The organism is Cupriavidus sp. GW822-FHT02D05 (genome assembly GCF_058802485.1).
Map to the genome: position 1 here is coordinate 40,357 of NZ_JBXAOE010000041.1, position 23,267 is coordinate 63,623.

Sequence of the window (23,267 nt, forward strand, 5' to 3'; positions counted from 1 at the left end):
TCGATGCTGCTTGCCGGCTGCATCTGGGGGGGAACCGCCCTGGCTGAATGGGCCTTCCCGCAGGAAGGGCCCCCGGCGGGGCCAGTCCGTGCCGCGACGACGCCGGCCAGGACCTCGCCGTATGCGCCGGTGAAGCTGCCAAAACACGCGAAGGTCTATTACGATCTCTACAGAGGTGTCGAGGATCTGCACGTGCGCCAGACCGCATCGGGCAACCTGATCCGCTTTAGCTATCGCGTGACCGACCCCAGAATCGCCCAGATGCTGAGCGACAAGAATGCGACGCCCTACCTGTTCGGGCGAAGGAGCCAGGCGCTTCTCCAGATACCGGTCATGGACAAGATCGGCCAGCTTCGTCAATCGGGCCCGCTGGCGGTTGGCCAGGAATACTGGATGGTGTTTTCCAACAAAGGCAACCTGATTAAAACCGGGGACCGCGTCAACGTGATGATCGGTTCCTTTCATATCGACGGCCTGGTGGTTGAATGAACGCGCGCGGGCGCGATCTTTGAGGCATGGATTGGGGGGTGTGCTCATGAACCGAATTCTCTTCCTGGCATTGGGCCTGGTGTCTCTGGCGGGATCAGCCGGCGCGGCGACGGAAAGCGCATCGGGGAGCCGGCTGACGGCCGCCCAGATCGCCGACCGGAATGTGGCTGCCCGCGGCGGGCTTGAAGCCTGGCGGGCGGTAAACAGTCTGACCATGTCGGGCCAGATCGATGTCGGCGGCAAGAAGGACGTGATGCTGCCGTACGTGGCCACGATGAAGCGGCCGCACAAGAGCCGCTTCGAGCTTCGCTTCCAGGACCAGACGGCCCTGCAGGTGTACGACGGGGCGCAAGGGTGGAAGGTCAGGCCCTTCCTGGGGCGCGATGAGGTCGAGCCGTACAGCGCAGCCGAGGCCAAGATCGCCGCGCAAGCCGCGGAGCTGGATGGCCCGCTGGTCGATTACGCCAGGAAAGGCACCAAGGTCGAACTGCTGGGGATGGAGTCCGTGGAGGGGCACCAGGCCTACAAGCTCAAGCTGACGATGAAAGACCGCGTGGAGCGGCGCTTGTGGGTCGACGCAACGAGTTTTCTCGAACTGAAGATGGAGGGCGAGCCGCGCAAGCTGGACGGCAGGATGCATAGCGTTGCCGTCTATTACCGGGATTACAAGACGGAGGGCGGGCTGAAGATGCCGCATGTCATGGAGACCGCTGTCGAAGGTGTCAAGAAGGCCCACCGGATGACCGTCGAGCACGTGGCGATGAACCCGCCGGTGGACGATGCCGTGTTTGCGAAACCGCAGTTGGCGTCGGCCAGGTTGCCCGGCAAGTAAGGAGGGGGGCTATGACGATAAGACGGATCGCCCTTGGGGTTCTCGCTGCTTGTGTCTCGATGGCGGCGATGGCGGCTTTGGCGGTGTTGGCGGCGCAGCCATCGGCGTCGCCCGATTTGAGCGTGGCCCAGATCGTGGAGAAGAACGCCGCGGCACGGGGAGGGCTTGAGGCCTGGCGGAAGATCCAGACCATGGTCTGGGTCGGACACGTGGAGAGCGCGAATGCGCCTGCACGTTTTTTGCTGGCCATGAAGCGTCCCAACAAGACTCGCTTCGAGATCACCGCGCTCAATCAGATGGCCGTGCGCGTCTTTGATGGCAGCCATGGCTGGAAGCTCCACCCGACCCAGGGCGGCAAGCCGAATCTGCAACCCTACTCGATGGAAGAGGTGAAGTTCGCGCATGACGAGCAGGTGATCGACGGGCCGCTCATGGACTACGAGGCCAAGGGTATCGCCGTGACGCTCGAAGGTGTCGATGAGGTCGAAGGGCACAAGGCATACCGCCTTGGCATCCGGCTACCTTCGGGCGGGAGCCGCCGCCTGTGGATCGACGCGAAGACATTCCTGGAACTCAAATACGACCGCGAATCTCGCAATGTCCTGGGACAGTCGCACACAGTCACTGTCTTCTATCGCGACTACAGGGCAATCGACGGGCTCCAGATTCCGTGCACGATCGAAAGCGGCGTCGCGACGGCCCAGGCAACGGACAAGCTCGTGATCGACGAAGTCTCGTTCAACCCCTCGCTGGGCGACTGGATGTTCGCCAAGCCCGGCACGCCGAGGCAGGATAAGCCGGTGTCGATCGATGCCCAGGCGCGGCCAGGTCCGGGCGATATGGCCCGGCCGGCGCCATAGCGATGAGCCGGGGACTATCCGCCCTGCGGGCGCTCGCAGCGGGCTTCGTCGCCGCTGCGCTGACGGGGTTTGGCGGCCAAGCCAGCGGCGCTTCGGCAACGGATGCCGGCGAAGCGATTTTCCAGCGTGGCGAGCTGCCTTCGGGGGCGCCGCTCGACGCGATCCGCGATGGCGGCATGCGGATGCAGGGGGCCGCCGCGGCCTGCGTCAATTGCCATCGGCGCAGCGGGCTCGGCGCCAAGGAGGGCTTTGGCACCGTGCCGCCGATCACCGGGCGCTATCTCTTTCACCCGCGCGCCAAGAGCCTCGAGGACCTCGACCTCCCATACGTCGAGGGCATGCGGGCCGATCGCGATCCGTATACCGATGACACTGTTGCCAGAGCCATCCGCGAGGGCTTGGACTCGGAAGGCAGGCCACTCAATTACCTGATGCCGCAATTCGCGCTGAACGATGCCGACATGGCCGCACTGATCGCATACCTGAAGCGGATGGACCAACGCAGGCCGCCGGGGGTCACGGACACGGTACTCCATTTCGCTACCATCATCACGCCCGATGCGGATCCCGTGAAGCGCCGCGGCATGCTGGATGTGCTGGACCACTACTTCGCCGACAAGAACACGTTTCCGCTCGGGCCGACCCCTGCGCTACGTACCTCGCGCAAGATGATGTTCATGGTCAATCGCCGCTGGCAACTGCATGTCTGGGAACTCACCGGCCCGGAAGCGACCTGGCTGGATCAACTCAAGCGGCATCTGGCGGCGGAGCCTGTCCTTGCCGTGGTGTCCGGGCTCGGTGGCAGGAACTGGGCGCCGGTCCATGCTTTCTGCGAGCAGGAATCCGTGCCATGCCTGTTTCCGAATATCGAGGTGCCAGTCAACAGCGATACCGATTTCTATTCCCTGTATTTCTCCAGCGGCGTGCTGCTGGAAGCGGACCTGATCGCGAAGAAGATCCTGGATGCGGGCAGTGGCAAGGTGGCGAAGTCGGTGCGCCAGTTCTATCGTGCCGGCGACAGCGGGGAGCCGGCGGCCAAGGCGCTCGCCGTCAAGCTGAAGGGGCACGGCGTCGCGGTATCCAGCCACGCTCTCGCCAACGGCGAGAGCGTGGCTCAAGCGCTGCGCGGCGCAGCGGGCGCGGACGCGCTCATGCTGTGGCTGCGGCCTGGCGACATCGCCGCGCTTGGCAACGCGCCGCCGCCGCGCGCCGACGTGTTCATGTCTGGCCTGATGGGCGGGCTCGAGCGCACGCCGTTGCCTGCGGGCTGGCGCGGTGTGACTCGCCTCGCCTATCCCGTCGACCTGCCGGAGCGCCGGCGTGTGCGCGTGGACTATGCGCTGGGCTGGTTTGCGATCCGGCGTATCCCGGTCGTCGCCGAGCAGACGCAGGCGGACACGTTTCTTGCCTGTGGCCTGCTGGCCGAGACGCTGAGCCACATGGTCGACGCGTTTGCGCGCGACTATCTGGTGGAGCGCATGGACGACATGATAGAGCGCCGCATCATCACCGGCTACTATCCACGCCTGACGCTTGGGCCGGGCCAGCGTTTCGCTTCCAAAGGGGGATACATCGTCCGGTTCGCGGAGCCTGAGCATACACGGCTGACCGTGGACGGGGAGTGGACGGTGCCGTAGCGAAGCATCCAGGTGAAGGTCCATCCGGAGGGATGTGCGGATTGCCAAGATCCGCTAGCGCAGCGTGTCGATAATTGCTGAAGGAGGTTTCCATGAGCGCGTTCAAAGAACGATGGGGCAGGGCGCTGGTATCGGCCCTTGCGGCGGGGAGCACGATCGCGGCGGTGATGCCGTATGCGCTGGCGCACGATGGCGCCGATCCGCATGCGCATCACCACATGATGCGGGACACGCGCACATCCACCGCGGCCTACTCACTGCCATCCGTGACGCTGGTACGAGACGATGGCCGTACCGTGTCGCTGAAGGATGAACTGGACGATGGCCGCCCCGTGGTCCTGACGTTCATCTATACCACTTGCACATCCGTCTGCCCGGTGATCAGCCAGACGCTCTCGCAATTGCAGGGCGAGCTTGGCCCGAACAGGGACAAGGTGCACATGGTGTCGATCTCGATCGACCCGGAGCAGGACACGCCGTCGCGCCTGCGGGAATATGCGACGAAGTTCGGAGCGGGTCCCGAATGGCAGCACTACACCGGCGCTGTCGCCGCGAGCGTTGCCACGCAGCGCGCATTCAACGTCTATCACGAGGACAAGATGAACCACAGTCCCGTGGTATTCCTGCGTGCGGCGCCGGGCAATCCATGGCTGCGGATCGATGGCTTTGCTACCGCGGACGAGCTGTTCCTTGCCTATCAGAAGCTGGTCGCAGCTAACTGACTGGAGCATGATCCGGCTTCTGGCGCCTTGCAGGGATCTCCGTCAGGTCCCTGCAAAGCGCCGGAATGCCGACAGTAGACGTTTCGCTGGCCGGCAAGGCGGATGCCGGACGTCCCGTCTCAGCGCTCTGCTTGCGCCGCCGGGCTAGCCGCCATCACCGCCGGCGCCACCATCTGCGCGAGCAAGCGCAACACGGCCACCTCGGTCTGCGTCCACGCGCCGCGCGCCGCAAGGAAGTTGAACGTCCCTACGCATTGTCCGCGCTCACATACCGGTACATTGACCACGGCCGAAAGCGCAAGCCCGCGAATCGTCGAGATATCGTCGAACACGGCTTCAAGCGCCGCGTCCCCCTCGCCCACGAAGACCTCGCCCTGATGCAGCACGCAACGTGTCCACGGCGTATCAGCCTTGTACTTGCGGCCGCCCACTGGGTAGGCGGCGGTGTCGGAGGACCATAGCCGCACCACTTCGGAGCTGGCGCGCCGGTAGGCGTTGATGGTGAGCAGCCCCGGGCCCAGCAGCGCGGCAGTGGCGCTGCCGATCGCATCGAAGGCGATGGCGGGCTTGGCTGCGCGCGCCAGCGTGTCGCATAGCGAGGCTAGCAGCGCCACAGGCAAGGTCACGACGCAGGGCGCGGCGTCATTCACGATATCGGTCACGGTTTCACTCCCCCTTGATGCCCAGGTCCCGAATCAACTTGCCATAGCGGTCCGCGTCGCGGCGCAGGATGGTGCCGAACTGCTGGGGTGTGGAGGTGGCGGTTTCCACGCCGATGGCGTTCATCTTTTCTTTCACGTCCGGCAGCGACATGATGCGGTTGATCTCCTGGTTCAGGCGCGCCACCAGCGCCGGTGGCATGCCGGCCGGGCCGAAGGCGCCGTACCACACGGACAGCTCATAGCCGGGCACGGTCTCGGCCACGGTGGGCACATTGGGCAGCAGCGGCGAGCGCTTGGCTTCGGTCACGGCGAGCAGGCGCAGCTTGTTGGCCTTGACGTGGGGCAGGGTCTGCGTGCCGGCGGAGAACAGCAATTGCGTTTGCCCGGCCACGGTGTCGACCACGGCGGGCGCGCCGCCCTTGTAGGGCACGTGCAGCATCTGCACGCCGGCCATCTTCTCGAACAGCACCGCGCTCAGGTGGTTGGTGGAGCCAGGGCCGGCGCTGGCATAGGCCAGCTTGCCGGGGTTGGCGCGCGCGTAGGCGATCAGCTCCTTGACGTTGTGCGCGGGCACCGATGGGTTGACCACCATGGTGTTGGTGACAAAGGCCAGCAGGCCCAGCGGGGTGAAATCTTCCACGCCGCGAAAGGGCATGTTGGGCATCAGCGCGGGGTTCATCGCGTGCGTGCTCATGGAGCCGACCAGCAGCGTGTAGCCGTCTGGCTTGGCGCGCGCCACCATGGCAGAGCCGATATTGCCGGAGGCGCCGGGCTTGTTGTCGACGATCACCGGCTGGCCGAGCGAGCGGGTCAGGTGCTCGGACAGCACGCGGGCAAGGATGTCGGTGGAGCCGCCAGCGGCCCACGGCACGATCAGCGTGATGGGCTTTTGCGGGAAGGGATCGGCGGCGCCGGCGCCCGAGGCGGCGGCAAACAGCGAGAACGTGGCAAGGCCCAGCAAGCAGTGCTTCAAAACGGCTTTCATCTCTTTCCTTCTCCGATGGCTATGCGAACCGCACGGTGCGATCCGGTTTGATTCGATCCTGCAAGTCGGGTCCAGCAGACAGTGGACCAGTGAGCCAATGCACCGTCAGCGGCCCACTGCATATCCCTGCATGCCACGCGCATTGGCGCCGGCGCGCAGCACCAGCCGCCCCTGCGCATCGCGCTCCCGCGTGCAGGCGGACATCCGCCCCTCCGACCACGGCTCGCCTACTTTGACCTCGTGGCCGCGCGCGCGTAGCGCCGCGATGGTGTCCTCGGGCAGCCGGGACTCCACGCTGAGCCGGTTGAGCACCACCGAGCGCGGCCAGAACGAGCCGGGGAAATGATCGACATGCCAGGCAGGCGCATCGATGGCTTCCTGCAGGTTCATGCCGTGCACGGCGTGGCGCAGGAAGAAAGCGACGGACCATTGGTCCTGCTGGTCGCCGCCGGGGGTGCCGAAGACCATATAGGGCTCGCCGTCGCGCAGCGCGAGCGAGGGTGACAGCGTGGTGCACGGGCGCTTGCCCGGCGCTAGCGTGTTGGGCAGGCCCGGCTCCAGCCAGGTCATCTGCAGGCGGGTATTGAGCGCGAAGCCCAGCTCGGGAATCACCGGGCTGGACGACAGCCAGCCGCCCGATGGCGTGGCCGCGACCATGTTGCCCTCGCGGTCGATCACGTCGATGTGGCAGGTGTCGCCGACGAAGATCTCGCGTTCGGCCCATTCCGCTACCGGCGGCATGGCCGCAAAGGTGGGCTCGCCCACGCCGAAGCGCACATCGGCGCGGCGCAGCGTGCGCTCCGCCGCGCCGAGGTCGGGCAGGCGGGGCGCGCGGCCACCGACCGTGCCCGGCAGGATGTCGAGCGAGGCGCGTTCGCCGATCCGGCGTGCGCGTGCGGCGAGGTAGCCGGGATCGAGCAGGCCAGCCAGCGGCGCATCGCCAAAGCTGGGGTCGCCGTACCACGCCAGGCGGTCGGCCATGGCCAGCTTGGCCGCCTCGGCAATGCGGTGCACGAACTCGGGCGAGGTGGGTGCGTGCGCGGCGAGATCGGCGTGGCGCAGCATGCCGAGTTGCTGCAGGAATGCCGGGCCCTGGCTCCAGATGCCGCACTTGGCCACCGTATAGCGGCCAAAATCCAGCGTGGCGGGCGCTTCCACGGTGGGCACCCAGCGCGCCATGTCTTCATGGCGCAGCAGGCCTTTATGCCGCTCGCCAGTGGTGTCGCGCACCGCCTGGGTACGGCAGAAGCTGTCGATTTCCTTGGCGACGAAGCCCCGGTACCAGCAATCCAGCGCGGCGTCGATCTGCTGCTCGCGCGTGCCGCTGGCGGCTTCGGCCGTCTCGACGATGCGTGTATAGGTGCGTGCCACGCCAGGCACCGTATGCAGGCTGCCCGGGCGGGGCACGCGGCCGTCAGGCAGCCAGACATCGGCCGAGCTGTGCCATTCGTTCTGGAACAGTTCGCGCACCGCCAGGATGGCTTGCGAGATGCGTGGCACCAGCGGGAAGCCGTCGCGCGCATAGCCGATGGCGGGGGCCAGCACATCCGCCAGCGTCCAGGTGCCATAGTCGCGCAGCATGGTCAGCCACGCGCCGAAGGCGCCGGGCACCGTGGCGGGCAGCAGGCCGATGCCGGGCACCAGGTCCAGCCCCATGGCGCGCATCGCGGCCGGGTCGGCCAGCGCGGGCGCGGGGCCTTGCCCGCAGATGGCGCGCACCGCGCGTTCGCGCTCGCTCCACAGCAGGATGGGCACCTCCCCGCCCGGTCCGTTCAGGTGCGGCTCCACCACCTGCAGCACAAAGCCGCCGGCAACGGCCGCGTCGAACGCGTTGCCGCCGCGCTCCAGCACGCTCATGGCGGTTTGCGAGGCCAGCCAGTGGGTGGACGAGGCCACGCCAAAGGTACCGACGATTTCCGGGCGGGTGGTGAACATGGAGACTCCGTGGCGGATCGGGCAGGGTGGCGAAACGCGCTGGCGCTCAAGCGCGCAACGCAAGCCGAGTGGGGTTGGTGCCTGGGAGTATAAGGTCACCGGATAACCGCTTTTGGTCAATAATTTATCGTTGCATAACGGATTGGTTATGCATGGCACGGGCCATGGCCGCACTCGGACTACCCCTTCGCCAACGCGAAGAGCAGAAGCAGGACATTCACAACGATTAACGCGTACAACACCAGCATGGGCGCCGGCGTGCTCCGGCACTGCGCAACCACTTTGCGCAAGCGCTTGTCCCGTCCGCGTTTGAGCAGGTAGGCCAGGCTCATGCCGAACGCGCCAAACCAGGCCAGGTTGCCAAGAGTGCCCTTGGGGCTGGAAGCCGCCTTGTTAGCGAGTGGGGGCGCAGCGGCGACAGCCGGCGAAGCGAGGAACGACGTGTCCGTCGTGGAGGCGATCATGGCCGGTGGCGCGTTGTGCAGCGCGGCCATCGGCTGCGCCGGTGCTGGTGGATTCTGTCTGAGCGGCATTGGCCTTGCCGCTTCGCCGCGTCGTGGACTGTTATGCGCTTCCAGCCTCTCGCGCTGCTTGCCGGAGCGATCGGCGTCCCGGGCTGACTTCGGCCTGGCATCGTGCTGCGGCCATTGCGCGAAGACACCGTCAAGACAGTGCACGGAGTCGCAAGCGTCCCGCTTCTTGCGCCAGGCTACGATGTCCGCTTTGCGAATTGCACCTGCGTGGAGCAGCCGTTGCTGGTCGGCATAGATGCGCTCATAGCCAATCGACAGAAGGGCGTAATCGCAGATGAGCCGCGCCGCGCGCGGGCGTTTGTCTGTTTGCCGCGCGCACGCCGGGCCTTGGCAGCCGGCAGGGGCCGCACGGGGCGCTGTTTTACAGACGATGTCGGACGCCTGCGCACCAGGAATGGCAAACAGGCTCAATGCGAGGAGGACGGCCAGGTGGCCTGTGACCCTGTTCATCGTGTCTTCTCATAGAAGTGATGATTTCGGCGCTGAGGTCCGGCCGGGATCCGCCAAACATTGTGCTACAACGTCACCACCGCGGTCCGCGCGTTACCGCACGTACGCTGCCGGTGCCGGTGGTTCAAAAGTGCCTTTGTAAAATCAAAGGCTTGCAATGCGCACAGGCCCAGGACTTTCATTGCCCTCACCAGTCGACAAACTCCAGCACAACCTCATCTCGCGCCTGCGCCTGAAGCACCTCGCGCTGCTCCTGGCGCTGGACCGCCAGCGCTCGGTCTCGCGCGTGGCGGCCGAGATGGACCTGACCCAGCCTGCCGTGACCAAGGCGCTGCGGGAGATCGAGGAGATCTTCATGGTGCCGCTGTTCGTGCGTTCGCGCCGGGGGCTGGAGCCGACGGGCACCGGCGCGGCGGTATTGGCGCACGCGCGGCTGGCCATGGCGGATACGGAGGCGCTGGGGCGGGAGCTGGCGGTGATCGGCGCCGGACTGCACGGGCGGCTGCGCATCGGCGTGATTCCCTATGTGGCGCCGGTGGTGCTGGACGCGGCCTGCTCGCACGGCCTGCTGCAGCAGCCGCGCGTGGCGGTGCTGGTGCGCGAGGGCACCACGGATGAACTGGTGGCGGCGCTGCGCGCGCACGAGCTCGATTGCGTGATCGCGCGGTCCTTCTACGCGCCCGGCGACGACATCGCGCAGACGCCGCTCTACCGCGAAGAGCCAGCGCTGGTGGTGCCTAACGACGCCGCCGCGCGGCTCGCGCGCGGCAAGCTGGACTGGCAGCGCCTGGCGGCGCTGGACTGGATCCTGCCGCCCGCGCACACGCCGATCCGGCGCACCATCAACACGCTGTTCGCCACCGCCGGCGCGGTGCCGCCCACGCCAATGGTGGAAACCTATTCGATCAAGACCATCGCCACGCTGATGCGCAACCAGCCACGCGCCATCACCATCGTGCCGCGCGCGGTGGCGGCCGAGCTCGCGGCCACCGGCAGCGCGGCTGTGCTGCCGCATACGCTGACGTGGGACCTGCCCGCGGTGGGCGCGATGTGGTTGCGGCGCACGGAGCATAGCGAGCCGCTGCAGGCGCTGGTGCGGGCGTTGCTGGAGGCGGTGGGGGTGAAGGCGGGAGGCTGAAGGGGAGACGGCCGGCACAGGGTCAATGCGCGCGCCTCCAGATTTGCAGTATCTCGATGGACGTCGCTTTCGCGTCTGATCGCCTAAAGGGCTGATCGATCCATGGATCCGCGGCTATCGCACGCCGCCACGGTCTGTCGTGTTGGGCCACCGTCGCGCGGCATGCAATACACGCAATATCTCCACGCTATCGTCCGCAATGCGGTAGACCATGATGTAGTTCGATCTCACCACGCACTCTCTGGTGCCGCCGACTCTGCCAGCCTTCTACAACTCCGGCCGCTGCTGGACCTGATCCACGAGGGCTTCAAAAGCTTCATCCAACTCCACCGCGGCAACAGGATTGTCTTCACCGATGTAATCCATGATTGCCGCTCGATCTTCAAGCGCCGCTGGCTGCCAGCGTAGCCGCATCACCCGGTAGCCTTGGTCCTGCGAAGCAGCGCATCACGACGCTTCGCGAAAATCCGGCGAGCCTCATCGTCTTCGACGCTTGGACGCGCGTCTTCAAGACTGGCCTGCACCTGCTGGCGAAACCAAGCGTCATGGTTAGCCGCCTCGTCCTGGCTGCGCTTGACATAGTCGCGCATGAAATCACGAAGCAACAATGATGCGGGCCGGTTATGGGCCTTCGCAGCCTCGGTGAAAAGTGCTTTTAGCGCATCGTCAACGCGGAAGGTGAAGGTGGTTTCGGACATGAGCGACGATCTCCATGCAGATACTAGGTATGTATTTTGCATTAACAGTGCACTGCGAACAAACCGAATCGAACAACTACGTCGTGGCCGCATCGGACACAGCGCACTGTTGATGCGCGCTAGTGCGCGCACAATGATGTGCCGGTGGGCCATCGTGTGGATGGCCTGCCGCCCTATAGCGCTCGCCTGGCGGTTTGCTGCACCATGTCGCGAAACACCTTGGCCGTGGGCGAGAGCGGTACGCTGTGCCGGGTGATCAGGCCCAGGGTCCGCGACACCTCGGGCTCGACCAGCGGGATGCCACGCAACGTGGCATGCCCCTTCACGGGCAGGGCCAGGCGCGGCACCGCGGCGACGCCCAGCCCGGCTTCGACCAGCCCGAGCAGCGTCGACACATGGGCCACTTCAAAGAAACTTGTCGGCCTGCGTTCGCAGTTTGCCAATGCCGAGTCAATCAGCACGCGATTGCCGCTGGAGCGGTCGACGGTCATGAACCGCTCGTCGGCCAGCTCCGACCACCTTACGCTTTTGCGGCGCGCAAGCGGATGCGCATGCCAAACGGCTAGCACAAATTTCTCGCTGAAGATCCCTTCGAAGGCGACATCCGGCTCCTGCGTTCCGATGAAGTTGATGCCGAAGTCCGCGCGCCCGGTGATGACGGCATTCAGCACGGTGTTGGCGCTTTCATCCAGTACACGGACACGGATGCGCGGGTAGTGCTGCGCAAATCGCAGGATCACCGATGGCAGGAAGTAGTAGGCGGCGGACGGCACGCAGGCCACCGTCACCAGGCCGCTGCGTTGCGCGGCAAGGTCCGTGATGTTCAGCACCCCTCCCTCAAGCTCCTCGAGTGCTGCCCGTGCGTGATCCAGGAACAGGCGTCCGACGTTCGTCAATGCAACGTGGCGCGTGCTGCGTTCGAACAGCTTGACACCCAGGATGCCTTCCAGCTTTTCAATGCGCCTGCTCAGTGCCGGCGGCGAGAGGTGGAGGTCGTCCGCGGCCGCGCGGAACGACAGTCGGTCTGCTACGGCCACGAATGCCTGCAGTTCCTGCAAATCGAAATTGATGCGTGCCATGCAACGATGTCTCCTGGGATTGCAATATACAAATGATTACCTTGAGGACATCATAAATGCATGAGCAAAGACATTCCCTGTGTATTGATGCGTGGCGGCACTTCCCGCGGACCCTTGTTCCGTGCGGACTGGCTGCCCGAGGACCCGGCCAGGCGGGATCAGGTATTGCTGTCGGCGATGGGCTCGCCCCATGCCTTGCAGGTCGATGGGCTTGGCGGTGGCAGTTCGCTGACCAGCAAGGCGGCGATCGTATCGTGTTCGCTTCGGCCAGGATGCGATATAGATTATCTGTTTGCGCAGGTTGCGGTTGACAGGAATCGGGTAGACACCCGTCCCAACTGTGGAAACATGCTCGCCGCCGTGGCGCCATTCGCCATCGAGGAGGGCTTGGTCCGGGCCGGCCAGTGCGCGACTACCATCCGCATCTTCAACGTCAATACCTCGTCAGTCGTCGAAGCCGTGGTCCAGACCCCGGGCGGTCAGGTGACCTACGCCGGCGATACGCGGATCGATGGGGTTGCCGGGACAGCAGCCCCGATCATGCTGAACTTCCTGGATGCATGGGGGCGCGTGACCGGCGCCATGTTCCCGACCGGGAACACGATCGACGTGATCGACGAGGTCCCGGTTACCTGTATCGATGCCGCCATGCCTCTCGTTGTCGTTCATGCGGTGTCGCTCGGCGTGCGTGGAGACGAAACACCCACGGCGCTCGATGCCAATGCGCAGATGCTCGCGCGGCTGGAGTCGATGCGCAGGGAGGCTGGTCGCCGGATGGGCTTGGGCGATGTCAGCAACAGCGTCATTCCCAAGCCCGTTCTCGTCAGCCGCTACGGCAGGGCGAATGAGATCACGTCACGCTATTTCACCCCTTCGCATTGCCACGCGGCACACGCCGTGACCGGTGCAGTCGGCATTGCGGCGGCATATTGCGTGCCTGGGACAGTGGCCAACGGGCTTGCTTCGACGCCCTCGCCGGAAGGCCGCATCGTGGTGCATCACCCTGCCGGCAGCATCGAAGTCCACGTCGAGCTGGAGCGTGATGGCGGCCCGCCGCGCTTCCGGCGTATCGGGCTCGTGCGCACCGCCAGACGCATCATGAAAGGCATGCTGTCCGTTCCCGACGAAGTGCTGGGCTGACGCCCAGGGTGCTTCGACCTGCATCGCATCACGAAAAAAAACACCAGGAGACCATCATGGCTTGTACCTTCAGGCACGCCTGTGCCATCGCGCTGGCCCTCACTGTCGGCGTGGCGCACGCCTTCCCCGACAAGAACATTACGATCGTCGTTCCAACCTCGGCGGGTGGCGGCAACGATGCCATGGCGCGCGTGATCGCCCAGCGCATGAGCGTGTCGCTCGGCAAGCCGGTGGTTGTGGAAAACCGTGCCGGCGCCAACGGCGCGATCGCTTCCGAGTATGTCGCGCGGGCCAAGCCGGACGGGCATACCATCCTGTTCGGATACATCGCGACGCATGGGATCAACCCGGCTCTTCAGAAGCTGCGCTACGACCCGGTAAAGGATTTCGCGCCGATCGGCATGGTCGCAAGTTCCCCCACCTTGGTTGTGGTCAACCCGACGGTGAAAGCCGGCGACATGAAGCAGCTGATCGACCTGGCGCGCTCCAAGGATGCCAACCTGAACTACGCCTCCGCGGGCAATGGCACCGCGCCCCATGCCGCCGCGGAACTATTCAGGCAGGCCACGCAGACGCAGATGGTGCACGTGCCCTACAAGGGATCCGCGCCGGCGCTGGTCGATACGATCGCCGGCAATACGCAGATCATGTTCCCGAGCTTGTTCACCGCCTACCCGCAGATCCGCAACGGCAAGGTTCGCGTTCTCGCCGTGGCCAGCAGCAAGCGCACGCCGCTGCTGAGGGACACGCCGACACTGAACGAGCTGGGGATCGATGTCGCGGTCGATCAATGGTATGCCATGTTCTCCCCCGCGGGCACGCCCCCGGAGATCGTCGCCCGGCTGAATGCGGAACTCAATGCAGCGCTGCGCGATCAGGAGGTCGCGGACAAGATCGCGGAGCAAGGCGCCTACGTGCAGACCAGCACGCCACAGGAACTCGGCGCGCTCGTGAGCGCCGAGCTCGCCAAATGGAAGCGGGTGGTTCAGGCGGCCGGCATGACCACGGACTGACTCCGGCAATTCCCGGTGTGCGGCGCCAGCCCAGTCAAGCTCGGTGCATCGCGCGATTCGCACACGCCCTTGCCTCACAGCATGGCCTTGCAACATGGCCTCACAAAACCTGACCACGGGGGACAAATGAACCAATACCGGCTCGCCATTCGCGTCGCAAAGCACACTTCGCTCGGTGCGATCTCTACACTGATGGCGTGCGCCGCGCATGCCCAATCCAGCGTGGCGCTGTACGGCATCGTCGACGCCGGCATCCGGTACGCGACCAACGCTAATACGGCCAGGGACGGCAAGCTCGAACTATCGGAGGGCGCGCTGAACGGGTCGCGATTCGGACTGCGGGGTAGAGAGGATCTCGGCGCAGGGACTGCAGCGGTCTATGTGCTGGAAGCGGGCTTTGACCTCGGCACCGGAAGCGCCCTGCAGTCATCCGTCGCGGGCTATGGCCAAGCGTCATCCGGTGGCACGGGGCGCTTGTTCGGCCGGCAGGCTTTTGTCGGGATGCAAAGCCGTTTCGGCGCGATCACGCTGGGCCGCCAGTATGGCGTCGCCTATCAGGCGATGGCAGGCGCGCAGATCTTCGGCAACCCGAACCTGGACACGCTGGCGATCGCTCGCGTCTATACCGGTAGCCGGCAAGACAATGCGGTCAAATATGAAGGAAAGGCCGGCAGCTGGAAGCTGGCCGCGCACCACGCCTTCGGTGAAGTGCCCGGCAACACGCGCGCCAATGCCGGTACCGGGATCAGCCTCGGCTACGATGACAAGAAATTCCAGGCGAGTGCGTCTTACCAGCAGGCCCGAAGTGCCAATGGCGCGCAGGCAAGAAAGACCGTGGGCGCTACGGCCGGATACGCGAGCGGCCGCCTGAAAGCGACTGCCGGATACCTCTCCAACCGCTACAGCGCCACTGGCACCCGAAACGAAGTCATCATCGGCGGCGTCAGCTATCAGTGGTCACCGGCCTGGCTGGTCGGCGTGGGCGCATTTCACGATGAGCAGAAGGACCCGGGCGGCCGGCGCTCGGCCGCCTATCTTCTCGCCGACTACCGTTTATCCAAGCGCACGGATGTCTATTTCGAAGCCGACTACAACCGCATCACTGGCGGATACGCGCTGATCAAGTCGCAAGGAAGGGTAGGTGGCAAGGTGGGTGCGATGGTCGGGCTTCGGCATGTTTTCTGATGCATCGCTCGCAACCGCGGCTTGCCGGAGCGCGCAAGCCGTTCGTCCGGATGCAGGCAGCGAATACGGGGCCGGCGGCGCCTGTCGCATGGCGCCGCCGGCCCTGTCCGATGCGCTCGGGCGCCGCAGACGGCTTCGGCCTCACTCAATAATCTCGAACTCCCCGAAATACGCTTCATTCAACGTCAGTCCCAACCCCGGCAAGTTATCGTCCAATTGCAGGTACCCCCTGTCCGGCGCCGGCTCCCCCTTGAAGATGTAATAGAACAGCTCATTGCCCACTTCCACGTCGTGCACCGGGAAGAACTCGGACATCGGCGATGCGGTCGAGGCCATGGTGAGGTGGTAGTTGTGCATCTGGCCCGCGTGCGGGATGACCGGCACGGACCAGGCCTCGGCCATGGCGTTGATCTTCTGCGCGGCGGTGATGCCGCCAACCCGGTTGGTGTCGTACTGGATCACGTCCACCGCGCGGCGCTCCAGCAGGTCCTTGAAGCCGTAGGAGGTGAACTCATGCTCGCCGCCGGAGATGGGGAAGGGGCTCATCTTCTTGAGTTCGGCGTAGCCTTCGATGTCGTCGGCAATCACCGGTTCTTCCAGCCAGCGCGGGTTGAATTCGGCCAGGCGCGGAATCATGCGGCGGGCGTACTCCAGCGTCCAGCCCATATAGCACTCCAGCATGATGTCGACGCTGTCGCCCACCAGCTCGCGCAGCAGGCGCACTTGCTCGATGTTCTTCTGCATGCCGGCGGGGCCATCCTTCGGGCCATAGCCAAAGCGCATCTTCATGGCGGTGAAGCCTTGGTCGAGATAGCTCTGGGCTTCGGCCAGGAACGCGTCGCGGTCGTCGTTGTTGTAGAGCTTGGAGGCGTAGCACCAGAGCTTTTCCTTGGTGCGCCCGCCCAGCAGCTTGAACACCGGCTTGCCCACGGCCTTGCCCATCAGGTCCCACAGCGCGATGTCGACCGCCGAGATCGCTGCCATGCCGATGCCCTTGCGGCCCCAGGCATGGGTGCGGCGATACATCTTCTGCCACAGATATTCATTGTCGAAGGGGTCCTGGCCGATCACGATCGGGGCCAGGTACTGGTCGATGATTTCCTTGGCCACGCGCGGCGCCAGCGCGCAGTTGCCGATGCCGACGAGGCCCGTGTCGGTCTCGACTTCCACCACCAGCCAGCCGTGGAAGCGGAAGGAGCCCATGGCGTCGCCGCGCTCGAACAGGATGTCGGTGGCGTTGGTGCAGAAGTGGGCCTGCGGGGGCACCGTCTTGCCCTTCCATTCAAAGACGCGGGTGCGAATGCTGGTGATTTTCAAGAGAGTCTCCGTGGGTTTGGTTGCCAGTGGCGAATGGGTGGCGGGCTTAGTGGGCTTACTGGCCTTGGCGGGCTGCGCGGCTGCTGCCCATCTGGCAGGCAATGCGGAAAGCCTGCAGCGTGGCGCCGAGGTCGGCGCGGCCTTGCTGCGTGATATCGAAGGCGGTGCCGTGGGCCGGCGTGGTGATCGGCACCGGCAGGCCGCCCTGTACGGTGACGCCGCGCGAGAAACCCATCAGCTTGATGCCGATCTGGCCCTGGTCGTGATACATGGTGACGATGGCGTCGAACTGCCGCTGCGCCGGGCCACCCTGCACCTTGAGGAAGATGGTGTCGGCGGGGAACGGGCCATCGGCCGCCACGCCGCGCGCCTGCGCGTCGGCCACGGCCGGCGCGATGATGTCGATCTCCTCGCGTCCGAAGGCGCCGTTGTCGCCGTTGTGCGGGTTCAGGCCACACACGGCAATGCGCGGGCGGGCCATGCCGGCGCCGCGCAGGGCCTGGTCGATCAGGTCGATGGCGTCGCCCACGCTGGCGCGGTTGATCATTGCGGGCACGTCCTTGAGCGCCACGTGCGATGTCACGCGGGAGGTCCACAGGCCATCGAGCACATTGAACTCGCAGAAGGCGCCGTGGTAGCCGAGCTTCTCGGCGAACCAGTGCAGCTCGTCGTTATGCCCCATGCCGGCGGCATGCAGCGCGCTCTTGTTGAGCGGGCCGAACAGGATGGCATCGGCCTTGCCGGCGTCGGCCAGCTCCAGCGCCAGTGCCAGCGTGCCGAGGCTGTAGCGGCCGCCTTCGGCGCTGGCCACGCCGCGCTGGTAAGCGGGCTTGCCGTCGAGCTGCCAGTGGAACAGGCGCGCCGCATTGTTGCTGTCATTGCCGGCGAACACCAGCGCATCGGTTTCGCGCAGTGCGATGTCAACACCGGCCACCTGCATGCCGTGACGCCATTCGTCGCGATCGGCAATCAGCAGGATATCGGCGCGCGCCGCGGTATCGGGGTCCGCGAGCAGCTTGGCGATCAGTTCGGGGCCGATGCCGGCGGGGTCGCCGAGCACCATGGCGATTCTGGGTCGTTGGGTCATGGGGTTCTCAGAGTGATCGGGAGATATTGGTTCAGTCCAGCTTGACGCCGAGCTCGGCGATCATCTTGCCGTAGCGTGCATATTCGGCGCGCGAGAAGGCATCGAACTGGGCGGCATTGAGCGTGCCTGGCAGCGCGCCTACGTCGTTCAGGCGGCGCACGGTGTCGGGATCCTTGAGTACGGTGGCTAGCGCGGCGCCCAGCTTTTGCAGCGTGGCGGGTGGCGTGCCGGCGGGGGCGTAGACGCCGTACCAGGCATTGGTCTGGATGCCCGGCACGCCGGCTTCGGCCAGCGTGGGCACGCTCTGCAACAGCGCCGAGCGCTGGTCGGCGGTGACCGCCAGCGCGCGCAGCTTGCCGGCCTTGATATGGTTGATGACGGACGGCATGGTCTCGAAGCTCATGTCGACCTGTCCGCCCATCAGGTCCACCAGCGCGCTGCTGCTGCTCTTGTAGGGCACGTGCAGCAACTTGCCATGGATCTGGTGCGCAAACGCCGCGCCGGCCAGGTGCTGGGTGCTGCCGACGCCGGAGGAGCTATAGCGGAATTTGTCGGGATTGGCCTGGATCTGCGCCACCAGCGACTTGACGTCGCGCGCCGTCACCTGGTTGTTGACCACCAGCACATTAGGCACCGACGACACCAGCGCCACCGGCACCAGGTCCTTGAGCGGATTGAATTGCAGCTTGAGCAGGTGCGGCGCGATGGCTTGCGAGGTGACCACACCCATCAGCAGCGTATTGCCATCGGGCGCGGACTTGGCGGTAATGTCGGCGGCGATGGTGTTGGAAGCGCCGGGCCGGTTGTCCACCACCACGGGTTGCTTGAGGATGGCGGCGAGCTTGTCGGAGACGATGCGGGCCATGACGTCGGTGCCGCCGCCGGGCGCGGCACCCACCATCAACCGTACCGGGCGGGTGTCTTGCGCGTAGGCGCAGGTCATGGCGGCGGCAATTCCCAGCAAGCCGGCGAGGGCGCCGGACATCCATCGTTTCATCGTTGTCTCCATCATTGTTATGGGCCTGCGCTGATGTGCTGATGCGCGGATAGCCAGACTATAGGGATGGGAGTGATATCTGACTAATGATGTTTATTGAATGGGTGATTACCTGTGGGAATACATGGGGGAGCCCCCCGGTGTCTCTTGCACGCCCTGCGGCCAGCCTGAACGCCCTTTCAGGCTGGCGTGCACCCGGCACGCAGCAGCTTGATCAGCTGGCCGGCCGCGGCGGACAGCGTGCCCCCGCGCCGGGTCACGATGCCGAAGGTCTGTTGCCGGGACTGCATCCGCACCGGCAGGATCCGCAGCAGCTTTTGCCGGGCAAACAGCTCCGCCACGCTGGTCGGCAGCAGCGATACCAGCCTGGCGCTGCGCTGCAGCATGGTCACCGTGACAAAGGTGGACGAGGTGGAGATCGCATTGGGCGGCATGCCCAGTCCCGCCATGTCCAGCTCCCGCTGCAGCAGGGCATGCATGGGCATCTGGCCGGGATAAACGATCCAGCGGTAGCCGGCAAGGTCGGCAAAGCCCAGTTCCCGGCCGCGCGGCGCCGCGTGGGCATAGCCCACCACCACGGAGATCGGCTCGTCGCCCAGCGGCTCGTAGTGATAGCTGGCGGGCTGGTCGCTTACCAGCGCACGACCGATGACAAGGTCCAGCCGGCCATCGTCGAGCAGCGTCAGCATGCGCAGGCTGGTGTCCTCGACGATCTCGATGGACAGGTTCGGCTGGTCGGCCTGCATGGCATCGAGCGCCGGCACCAGCACCTGCGGCACCGCGCCCATGATGGTGCCCACGGCTAGGTGCCCGCCACGGCCCGAGCGGATCTCGGCCATGTCCTGGCACAGCGACGTCAGGTCCGTTGCCAGCAGGCGGGCATAGCGGATCACGCAGTGGCCGAACTGGTTCGGCCGCATGCCGGTCTTGGAGCGCTCGAACAGCGGCGCATCGAGCATGCCTTCCAGTTCCTGCAAGGCCTTGCTGGCCGCGGACTGCGTCATGGCCATGGCCGACGCGGCCTGGTGCAGCGATTTGTGGTCGTCCAGCGCGATCAGCAATTGCAGTTGCTTCATGCGCAGGCGGGACATCAGCACGTCCAGCGTGGCTTTCATGTGCGTTCTGGTTCCGGAAGGATGACGGTCATGTGAGCGGCCATGTGAAGCGGCCATGTGAGTCGTAAAAGCGATCACGAGATGGAAAGGTTTCAATATACAGCGTGGCATGGCGCGCCGTATATTCATTCCCTGCCGCAAGTCGCCCAGCCATAACAAGGAGAGAGACACCATGCCCGATATCCATCCCGCCTACCGTGGCGTATTCCCGGTGGCCCCCACCATCTTCGATGAGCAGGGTGGCCTCGACCTCGACGGCCAGCGCCGCTGCATCGATTTCATGATCGACGCAGGCTCCAACGGCATCTGCATCCTGGCGAACTTCTCCGAGCAGTTCGTCCTCACCGACGATGAGCGCAGCCTGCTGATGACCACGGTGCTTGAGCACGTGGCCGGCCGCGTTCCGGTGATCGTCACCACTACGCATTTCAGCTCGCGCATCTGCGCCGAGCGCAGCCGTGCCGCGCAGGATGCCGGCGCCGCCATGGTGATGGTGATGCCGCCGTACCACGGCGCCACCATCCGCGTGCCCGAGCGCGCCATCTACGAGTTCTTCGCGACCGTCTCGGCGGCGATCGATATCCCCGTCATGATCCAGGACGCGCCTGTCAGCGGCACCACGCTGTCGGCGCCGTTCCTGGCGCGCATGGCCAAGGAGATCGCCAACGTCTCGTACTTCAAGATCGAGGTGCCGCAAGCCGCGGTAAAGCTGCGCGAGCTGATCGCGCTTGGCGGCGACGCCATCGTCGGCCCGTGGGATGGCGAGGAAGCCATCACGCTGATGGCCGACCTCGATGCCGGCGCCACCGGCGCGATGACCGGCGCGGGCTTCCCCGATGGCATCCGCAAGATCGTGGATGCCTACCAGGCCGGCGACACGGAGCTGGCCGCGCAGCATTACCAGCAATGGCTGCCGCTGATCAACCATGAGAACCGGCAAGGCTGGCTGGCAACCGCCAAGGCGCTGATGAAGGAGGGCGGCGTGATTGCCTCCGACGCGCTGCGCCATCCCTTGCAGCCCATGCACCCGGCCACGCGTGCCGGCTTGCTGCAGATCGCGCGCCGGCTGGATCCGATGGTGCTGCGCTGGGGCAAGTGAGGCGAGCCGTGGCTGACGCGAGCCGCTAACCCCTATCCCCTATCTCCTAACCCATATCGAACGACTGGCGGCGCCGCTGACGCGCCGCTTTTTCATTTCAAGGACCCAAGATGAACCTCACAGGCGAACTGCTCATTGGCCGCCAGTCGGTGCGCGGCACCCATGGCGAGATCCGGGCCATCGATCCCGCATCCGGCGAAACCCTGACACCGGCTTTTGGCGGCGCCACGCGCTCGCAACTGGACCAGGCTTGCGCGCTGGCCGCGCAGGCGTTCGATGTGTATCGCGAAACGCCGCTCGCGCAACGCGCTGCGCTCCTCGAGAAGATCGCTGCCAATATCCTGGAGCTCGGCGACGCGCTGATTGCGCGCTGCGTCAGCGAGAGCGGCCTGCCGCGCGCCCGCATCGAAGGCGAACGGGGGCGCACCGTGGGCCAGTTGCGCCTGTTTGCCGGCGTGGTGCGGCAGGGCGACTTCCTCGGCCTGCGCATCGATCCCGCGCAGCCCGAGCGCATGCCGCTGCCGCGCGTGGACCTGCGCCTGCGCCACATCGCGCTGGGCCCGGTGGCCGTGTTCGGCGCCAGCAATTTCCCGCTGGCGTTCTCGGTGGCGGGTGGCGACACGGCGTCGGCGCTCGCCGCCGGCTGCCCGGTCGTCGTCAAGGCGCATCCGGCGCATCCCGGTACCTCGGAGCTGGTCGGCCGTGCGATCCAGCGGGCGGTGGAAGAACTTGGCTTGCCCGAGGGCACGTTCTCGCTGCTGTTCGACTCCGGGCTGGAGATCGCGCAGGGGCTGGTCAGCGATCATCGCATCAAGGCGGTCGGCTTCACCGGCTCGCGCGCCGGCGGCACCGCGCTGATGCAGCTTGCCGCGGCCCGCAACGAGCCGATTCCCGTCTACGCGGAAATGAGCAGCATCAACCCGGTCCTGCTGTTCCCGCACGCGCTGGGCAACCGCGCTGATGCCATCGGCAAGGCATTCGCTGCCTCGCTGACGCTGGGCGCGGGCCAGTTCTGCACCAATCCCGGCCTGATCCTTGCCGTTGACGGCCCGGATCTGGAGCGCTTCCTGGCAGCGGCCGAAGCGGCGATCGCGCAGATCCCGGCTTCAACCATGCTCACGCCCGGCATTCACCGCGCTTACGGCGCCGGGGTGGAAACCATCGGCTGCCATCCGCAGGTGAACACCGTAGCGCGTGGCCAGGGGGGTGTGCGATACCAGGGGCAGGCCGCATTGTTCTCCACCACCGCGCAAGCGTTCCTTGAACACGAGGCCCTGCGCGCGGAGATTTTCGGCGCGGCGTCGCTGGTGGTGCGTTGCCCGGACCTGGCCACCATGCAGCGCGTGGTGGAATCCCTCGAAGGGCAATTGACCGCCGCCATCCACGTCGATGAAGCCGATTACGACACCGCGCGCAGCTTCCTGCCAGCCTTGGAGCGGCGCGTGGGCCGGATCTTGGTGAACGGTTTCGCCACGGGTGTGGAAGTCAGCCACGCCATGGTGCACGGTGGCCCATATCCGTCCACGTCGGACGGGCGTTCGACTTCCGTTGGCTCGCTGGCGATCGCGCGTTTCCTGCGTCCGGTCTGCTACCAGGACATGCCCGCGGCTTTGCTGCCGCAAGCGCTGCGCGCGGGCAATCCGCTGGGCCTTGCGGTGCGGGTGGACGGCGAAATGCAATCCAGCCGTTAGCCGTTAGCCGTTAGCTCACCGGTTCCATCTCGCTTCAAGGCAAAGCGCGCGGCGCGGCTGTCAGCCGGCACCGCGCGCGGTGAAACCTCTTGCTAACGGATGCATCAGGCGTTGGCGCCTTCGGTGAAGACATCGACCTTGCCGCTGCGAGCGCCGTCGGTGTAGGCATCGAAGCTGCGGGCCGGTGTAGCCGAGACGCCGGTGCGATCCAGGCCGGCAACCAGCGCGCCATCGGTGTACGGGTCAAACTTGCCGGCACGTGCGCCGTCGGTGTAGGCATCGAATCCGCGGGCCGGCGAAGCCGAAACCCCCGAGCGGTCCAGGCCGGCGATGCGGGCGCCGTCGGTGAAGGTATCCAGCTTGCCGCTGCGCGCACCGTCGGTGAAGGTGTCGGTGGACCGGAAGTCGTAGCCATACTTGTCGGCGGGGACCGAGGTGCGGAATTCATAGCCGTACTTGTCGCCGGCGAGGGTGTCCTTGGCGGAAGCGGCCTGGGCGGCGCCGATGGCGGCGAGCGAGAGCACGAGGGTGGAAGCGAGCTTGAGGGCGAAGGTCTTGGTCATGATGTTCTCCAGTATCTTAAAATTCGTTGAATTTCGTTGA

The 23,267-nt window shown here is 65.7% G+C and carries 22 protein-coding genes and 1 pseudogene; 11 read left to right on the top strand and 12 right to left on the bottom strand.

Annotated elements, in window-relative coordinates; translation table 11 throughout:
- The first annotated feature begins 3 nt into the window (after nucleotides 1–3).
- The 5 genes from AC1RQK_RS36080 (at nucleotide 4) to AC1RQK_RS36100 (ending at nucleotide 4,540) form a co-directional block, all read left to right on the top strand.
- A complete protein-coding gene (locus tag AC1RQK_RS36080) occupies nucleotides 4–489 on the top strand; it encodes a hypothetical protein (RefSeq protein ID WP_492814175.1) in 486 nt (161 codons plus the stop codon).
- A 46-nt stretch (nucleotides 490–535) separates the two neighbouring features.
- A complete protein-coding gene (locus AC1RQK_RS36085; protein ID WP_492370952.1) occupies nucleotides 536–1,321 on the top strand; it encodes an outer membrane lipoprotein-sorting protein in 786 nt (261 codons plus the stop codon).
- A gap of 17 nt (nucleotides 1,322–1,338) precedes the next feature.
- A complete protein-coding gene (locus AC1RQK_RS36090) occupies nucleotides 1,339–2,181 on the top strand; it encodes a LolA-like protein (protein ID WP_492370965.1) in 843 nt (280 codons plus the stop codon).
- 2 nt (nucleotides 2,182–2,183) lie between these two features.
- Complete coding sequence (locus AC1RQK_RS36095; RefSeq protein WP_492814177.1) at nucleotides 2,184–3,818, top strand: cytochrome c/ABC transporter substrate-binding protein; 1,635 nt, start codon at nucleotides 2,184–2,186, stop codon at nucleotides 3,816–3,818.
- 92 nt (nucleotides 3,819–3,910) lie between these two features.
- Nucleotides 3,911–4,540, top strand: a complete 630-nt coding sequence (locus AC1RQK_RS36100) for an SCO family protein (protein ID WP_492370950.1) — start codon at nucleotides 3,911–3,913, stop codon at nucleotides 4,538–4,540.
- A 119-nt stretch (nucleotides 4,541–4,659) separates the two neighbouring features.
- On the opposite strand, the gene AC1RQK_RS36105 is transcribed toward AC1RQK_RS36100, so the two are convergent.
- The 4 genes from AC1RQK_RS36105 to AC1RQK_RS36120 form a co-directional block, all read right to left on the bottom strand.
- Nucleotides 4,660–5,202, bottom strand: a complete 543-nt coding sequence (locus tag AC1RQK_RS36105) for a GAF domain-containing protein (RefSeq protein WP_492814179.1) — start codon at nucleotides 5,200–5,202, stop codon at nucleotides 4,660–4,662.
- Between the two features lie 4 nt (nucleotides 5,203–5,206).
- Nucleotides 5,207–6,187: a Bug family tripartite tricarboxylate transporter substrate binding protein gene (locus AC1RQK_RS36110; RefSeq protein ID WP_492814181.1), complete on the bottom strand. Its 981-nt coding sequence runs from the start codon at nucleotides 6,185–6,187 to the stop codon at nucleotides 5,207–5,209.
- A gap of 105 nt (nucleotides 6,188–6,292) precedes the next feature.
- Nucleotides 6,293–8,122, bottom strand: a complete 1,830-nt coding sequence (locus AC1RQK_RS36115) for a gamma-glutamyltransferase family protein (RefSeq protein ID WP_492814183.1) — start codon at nucleotides 8,120–8,122, stop codon at nucleotides 6,293–6,295.
- A 179-nt stretch (nucleotides 8,123–8,301) separates the two neighbouring features.
- Nucleotides 8,302–9,105: a hypothetical protein gene (locus AC1RQK_RS36120; protein WP_492370947.1), complete on the bottom strand. Its 804-nt coding sequence runs from the start codon at nucleotides 9,103–9,105 to the stop codon at nucleotides 8,302–8,304.
- 181 nt (nucleotides 9,106–9,286) lie between these two features.
- Between AC1RQK_RS36120 and AC1RQK_RS36125 the strand changes: the two genes are divergently transcribed.
- The gene (locus AC1RQK_RS36125) at nucleotides 9,287–10,243 is read left to right on the top strand and encodes a LysR family transcriptional regulator (protein ID WP_492370946.1); all 957 of its coding nucleotides are present in this window, start codon (nucleotides 9,287–9,289) and stop codon (nucleotides 10,241–10,243) included.
- Nucleotides 10,244–10,357: 114 nt separating this feature from the next.
- On the opposite strand, the pseudogene AC1RQK_RS36130 reads toward AC1RQK_RS36125, so the two are convergent.
- From AC1RQK_RS36130 to AC1RQK_RS36140, 3 genes and pseudogenes are all read right to left on the bottom strand, one after another.
- Nucleotides 10,358–10,657, bottom strand: a pseudogene (locus tag AC1RQK_RS36130) (type II toxin-antitoxin system RelE/ParE family toxin).
- The gene (locus AC1RQK_RS36135; RefSeq protein ID WP_492814185.1) at nucleotides 10,657–10,941 is read right to left on the bottom strand and encodes a CopG family ribbon-helix-helix protein; all 285 of its coding nucleotides are present in this window, start codon (nucleotides 10,939–10,941) and stop codon (nucleotides 10,657–10,659) included. Before AC1RQK_RS36135 ends, AC1RQK_RS36130 begins: the two are co-directional and overlap by 1 nt.
- Before the next feature lie 173 nt (nucleotides 10,942–11,114).
- The gene (locus tag AC1RQK_RS36140) at nucleotides 11,115–12,020 is read right to left on the bottom strand and encodes a LysR family transcriptional regulator (protein ID WP_492814187.1); all 906 of its coding nucleotides are present in this window, start codon (nucleotides 12,018–12,020) and stop codon (nucleotides 11,115–11,117) included.
- Nucleotides 12,021–12,080: 60 nt separating this feature from the next.
- Here AC1RQK_RS36140 and AC1RQK_RS36145 point away from each other — a divergent pair, with 60 nt between their 5' ends.
- The 3 genes from AC1RQK_RS36145 (at nucleotide 12,081) to AC1RQK_RS36155 (ending at nucleotide 15,358) form a co-directional block, all read left to right on the top strand.
- Nucleotides 12,081–13,160 (top strand): 4-oxalomesaconate tautomerase, encoded by a 1,080-nt coding sequence (locus AC1RQK_RS36145; protein WP_492814189.1) that lies wholly within the window; start codon nucleotides 12,081–12,083, stop codon nucleotides 13,158–13,160.
- Between the two features lie 56 nt (nucleotides 13,161–13,216).
- Entirely contained in the window at nucleotides 13,217–14,173 is a 957-nt protein-coding gene (locus AC1RQK_RS36150) for a Bug family tripartite tricarboxylate transporter substrate binding protein (RefSeq protein WP_492814191.1), read from the top strand.
- Nucleotides 14,174–14,299: 126 nt separating this feature from the next.
- The gene (locus AC1RQK_RS36155) at nucleotides 14,300–15,358 is read left to right on the top strand and encodes a porin (protein ID WP_492814193.1); all 1,059 of its coding nucleotides are present in this window, start codon (nucleotides 14,300–14,302) and stop codon (nucleotides 15,356–15,358) included.
- 141 nt (nucleotides 15,359–15,499) lie between these two features.
- Here the strand turns inward: AC1RQK_RS36155 and AC1RQK_RS36160 are convergent, their stop codons facing one another.
- The 4 genes from AC1RQK_RS36160 to AC1RQK_RS36175 all read right to left on the bottom strand — a co-directional run bounded on the left by AC1RQK_RS36160 (nucleotide 15,500) and on the right by AC1RQK_RS36175 (nucleotide 19,874).
- Complete coding sequence (locus tag AC1RQK_RS36160; protein WP_492370940.1) at nucleotides 15,500–16,675, bottom strand: L-rhamnonate dehydratase; 1,176 nt, start codon at nucleotides 16,673–16,675, stop codon at nucleotides 15,500–15,502.
- Nucleotides 16,676–16,730: 55 nt separating this feature from the next.
- Nucleotides 16,731–17,762, bottom strand: coding sequence for a 4-hydroxythreonine-4-phosphate dehydrogenase PdxA (locus AC1RQK_RS36165; protein WP_492370939.1), 1,032 nt, complete (start codon nucleotides 17,760–17,762; stop codon nucleotides 16,731–16,733).
- Between the two features lie 31 nt (nucleotides 17,763–17,793).
- Complete coding sequence (locus AC1RQK_RS36170; RefSeq protein WP_492370938.1) at nucleotides 17,794–18,759, bottom strand: Bug family tripartite tricarboxylate transporter substrate binding protein; 966 nt, start codon at nucleotides 18,757–18,759, stop codon at nucleotides 17,794–17,796.
- A gap of 179 nt (nucleotides 18,760–18,938) precedes the next feature.
- Nucleotides 18,939–19,874 carry a LysR family transcriptional regulator gene (locus AC1RQK_RS36175; protein ID WP_492814196.1) on the bottom strand — a complete coding sequence of 312 codons (936 nt, stop codon included), beginning with the start codon at nucleotides 19,872–19,874 and terminating at the stop codon, nucleotides 18,939–18,941.
- 172 nt (nucleotides 19,875–20,046) lie between these two features.
- Between AC1RQK_RS36175 and AC1RQK_RS36180 the strand changes: the two genes are divergently transcribed.
- Nucleotides 20,047–20,973, top strand: a complete 927-nt coding sequence (locus tag AC1RQK_RS36180) for a dihydrodipicolinate synthase family protein (RefSeq protein ID WP_492814197.1) — start codon at nucleotides 20,047–20,049, stop codon at nucleotides 20,971–20,973.
- A gap of 110 nt (nucleotides 20,974–21,083) precedes the next feature.
- The gene (locus AC1RQK_RS36185; protein ID WP_492814199.1) at nucleotides 21,084–22,664 is read left to right on the top strand and encodes an aldehyde dehydrogenase (NADP(+)); all 1,581 of its coding nucleotides are present in this window, start codon (nucleotides 21,084–21,086) and stop codon (nucleotides 22,662–22,664) included.
- A 104-nt stretch (nucleotides 22,665–22,768) separates the two neighbouring features.
- On the opposite strand, the gene AC1RQK_RS36190 is transcribed toward AC1RQK_RS36185, so the two are convergent.
- A complete protein-coding gene (locus AC1RQK_RS36190; protein ID WP_492814201.1) occupies nucleotides 22,769–23,227 on the bottom strand; it encodes a hypothetical protein in 459 nt (152 codons plus the stop codon).
- Between the last annotated feature and the right edge of the window lie 40 nt (nucleotides 23,228–23,267).

What these genes read in the sequence shown, in the direction of transcription:
- AC1RQK_RS36085 (WP_492370952.1), top strand. Translation starts at nt 536, where the DNA reads ATGAACCGAATTCTCTTCCTGGCATTGGGCCTGGTGTCTCTGGCGGGA.
- AC1RQK_RS36150 (WP_492814191.1), top strand. Translation starts at nt 13,217, where the DNA reads ATGGCTTGTACCTTCAGGCACGCCTGTGCCATCGCGCTGGCCCTCACT.
- AC1RQK_RS36100 (WP_492370950.1), top strand. Translation starts at nt 3,911, where the DNA reads ATGAGCGCGTTCAAAGAACGATGGGGCAGGGCGCTGGTATCGGCCCTT.
- AC1RQK_RS36175 (WP_492814196.1), bottom strand. Translation starts at nt 19,874, where the DNA reads ATGAAAGCCACGCTGGACGTGCTGATGTCCCGCCTGCGCATGAAGCAA.
- AC1RQK_RS36185 (WP_492814199.1), top strand. Translation starts at nt 21,084, where the DNA reads ATGAACCTCACAGGCGAACTGCTCATTGGCCGCCAGTCGGTGCGCGGC.
- AC1RQK_RS36155 (WP_492814193.1), top strand. Translation starts at nt 14,300, where the DNA reads ATGAACCAATACCGGCTCGCCATTCGCGTCGCAAAGCACACTTCGCTC.
- AC1RQK_RS36180 (WP_492814197.1), top strand. Translation starts at nt 20,047, where the DNA reads ATGCCCGATATCCATCCCGCCTACCGTGGCGTATTCCCGGTGGCCCCC.
- AC1RQK_RS36145 (WP_492814189.1), top strand. Translation starts at nt 12,081, where the DNA reads ATGAGCAAAGACATTCCCTGTGTATTGATGCGTGGCGGCACTTCCCGC.
- AC1RQK_RS36170 (WP_492370938.1), bottom strand. Translation starts at nt 18,759, where the DNA reads ATGAAACGATGGATGTCCGGCGCCCTCGCCGGCTTGCTGGGAATTGCC.
- AC1RQK_RS36190 (WP_492814201.1), bottom strand. Translation starts at nt 23,227, where the DNA reads ATGACCAAGACCTTCGCCCTCAAGCTCGCTTCCACCCTCGTGCTCTCG.
- AC1RQK_RS36095 (WP_492814177.1), top strand. Translation starts at nt 2,184, where the DNA reads ATGAGCCGGGGACTATCCGCCCTGCGGGCGCTCGCAGCGGGCTTCGTC.
- AC1RQK_RS36110 (WP_492814181.1), bottom strand. Translation starts at nt 6,187, where the DNA reads ATGAAAGCCGTTTTGAAGCACTGCTTGCTGGGCCTTGCCACGTTCTCG.
- AC1RQK_RS36120 (WP_492370947.1), bottom strand. Translation starts at nt 9,105, where the DNA reads ATGAACAGGGTCACAGGCCACCTGGCCGTCCTCCTCGCATTGAGCCTG.
- AC1RQK_RS36080 (WP_492814175.1), top strand. Translation starts at nt 4, where the DNA reads ATGCTGCTTGCCGGCTGCATCTGGGGGGGAACCGCCCTGGCTGAATGG.
- AC1RQK_RS36115 (WP_492814183.1), bottom strand. Translation starts at nt 8,122, where the DNA reads ATGTTCACCACCCGCCCGGAAATCGTCGGTACCTTTGGCGTGGCCTCG.
- AC1RQK_RS36140 (WP_492814187.1), bottom strand. Translation starts at nt 12,020, where the DNA reads ATGGCACGCATCAATTTCGATTTGCAGGAACTGCAGGCATTCGTGGCC.
- AC1RQK_RS36165 (WP_492370939.1), bottom strand. Translation starts at nt 17,762, where the DNA reads ATGACCCAACGACCCAGAATCGCCATGGTGCTCGGCGACCCCGCCGGC.
- AC1RQK_RS36135 (WP_492814185.1), bottom strand. Translation starts at nt 10,941, where the DNA reads ATGTCCGAAACCACCTTCACCTTCCGCGTTGACGATGCGCTAAAAGCA.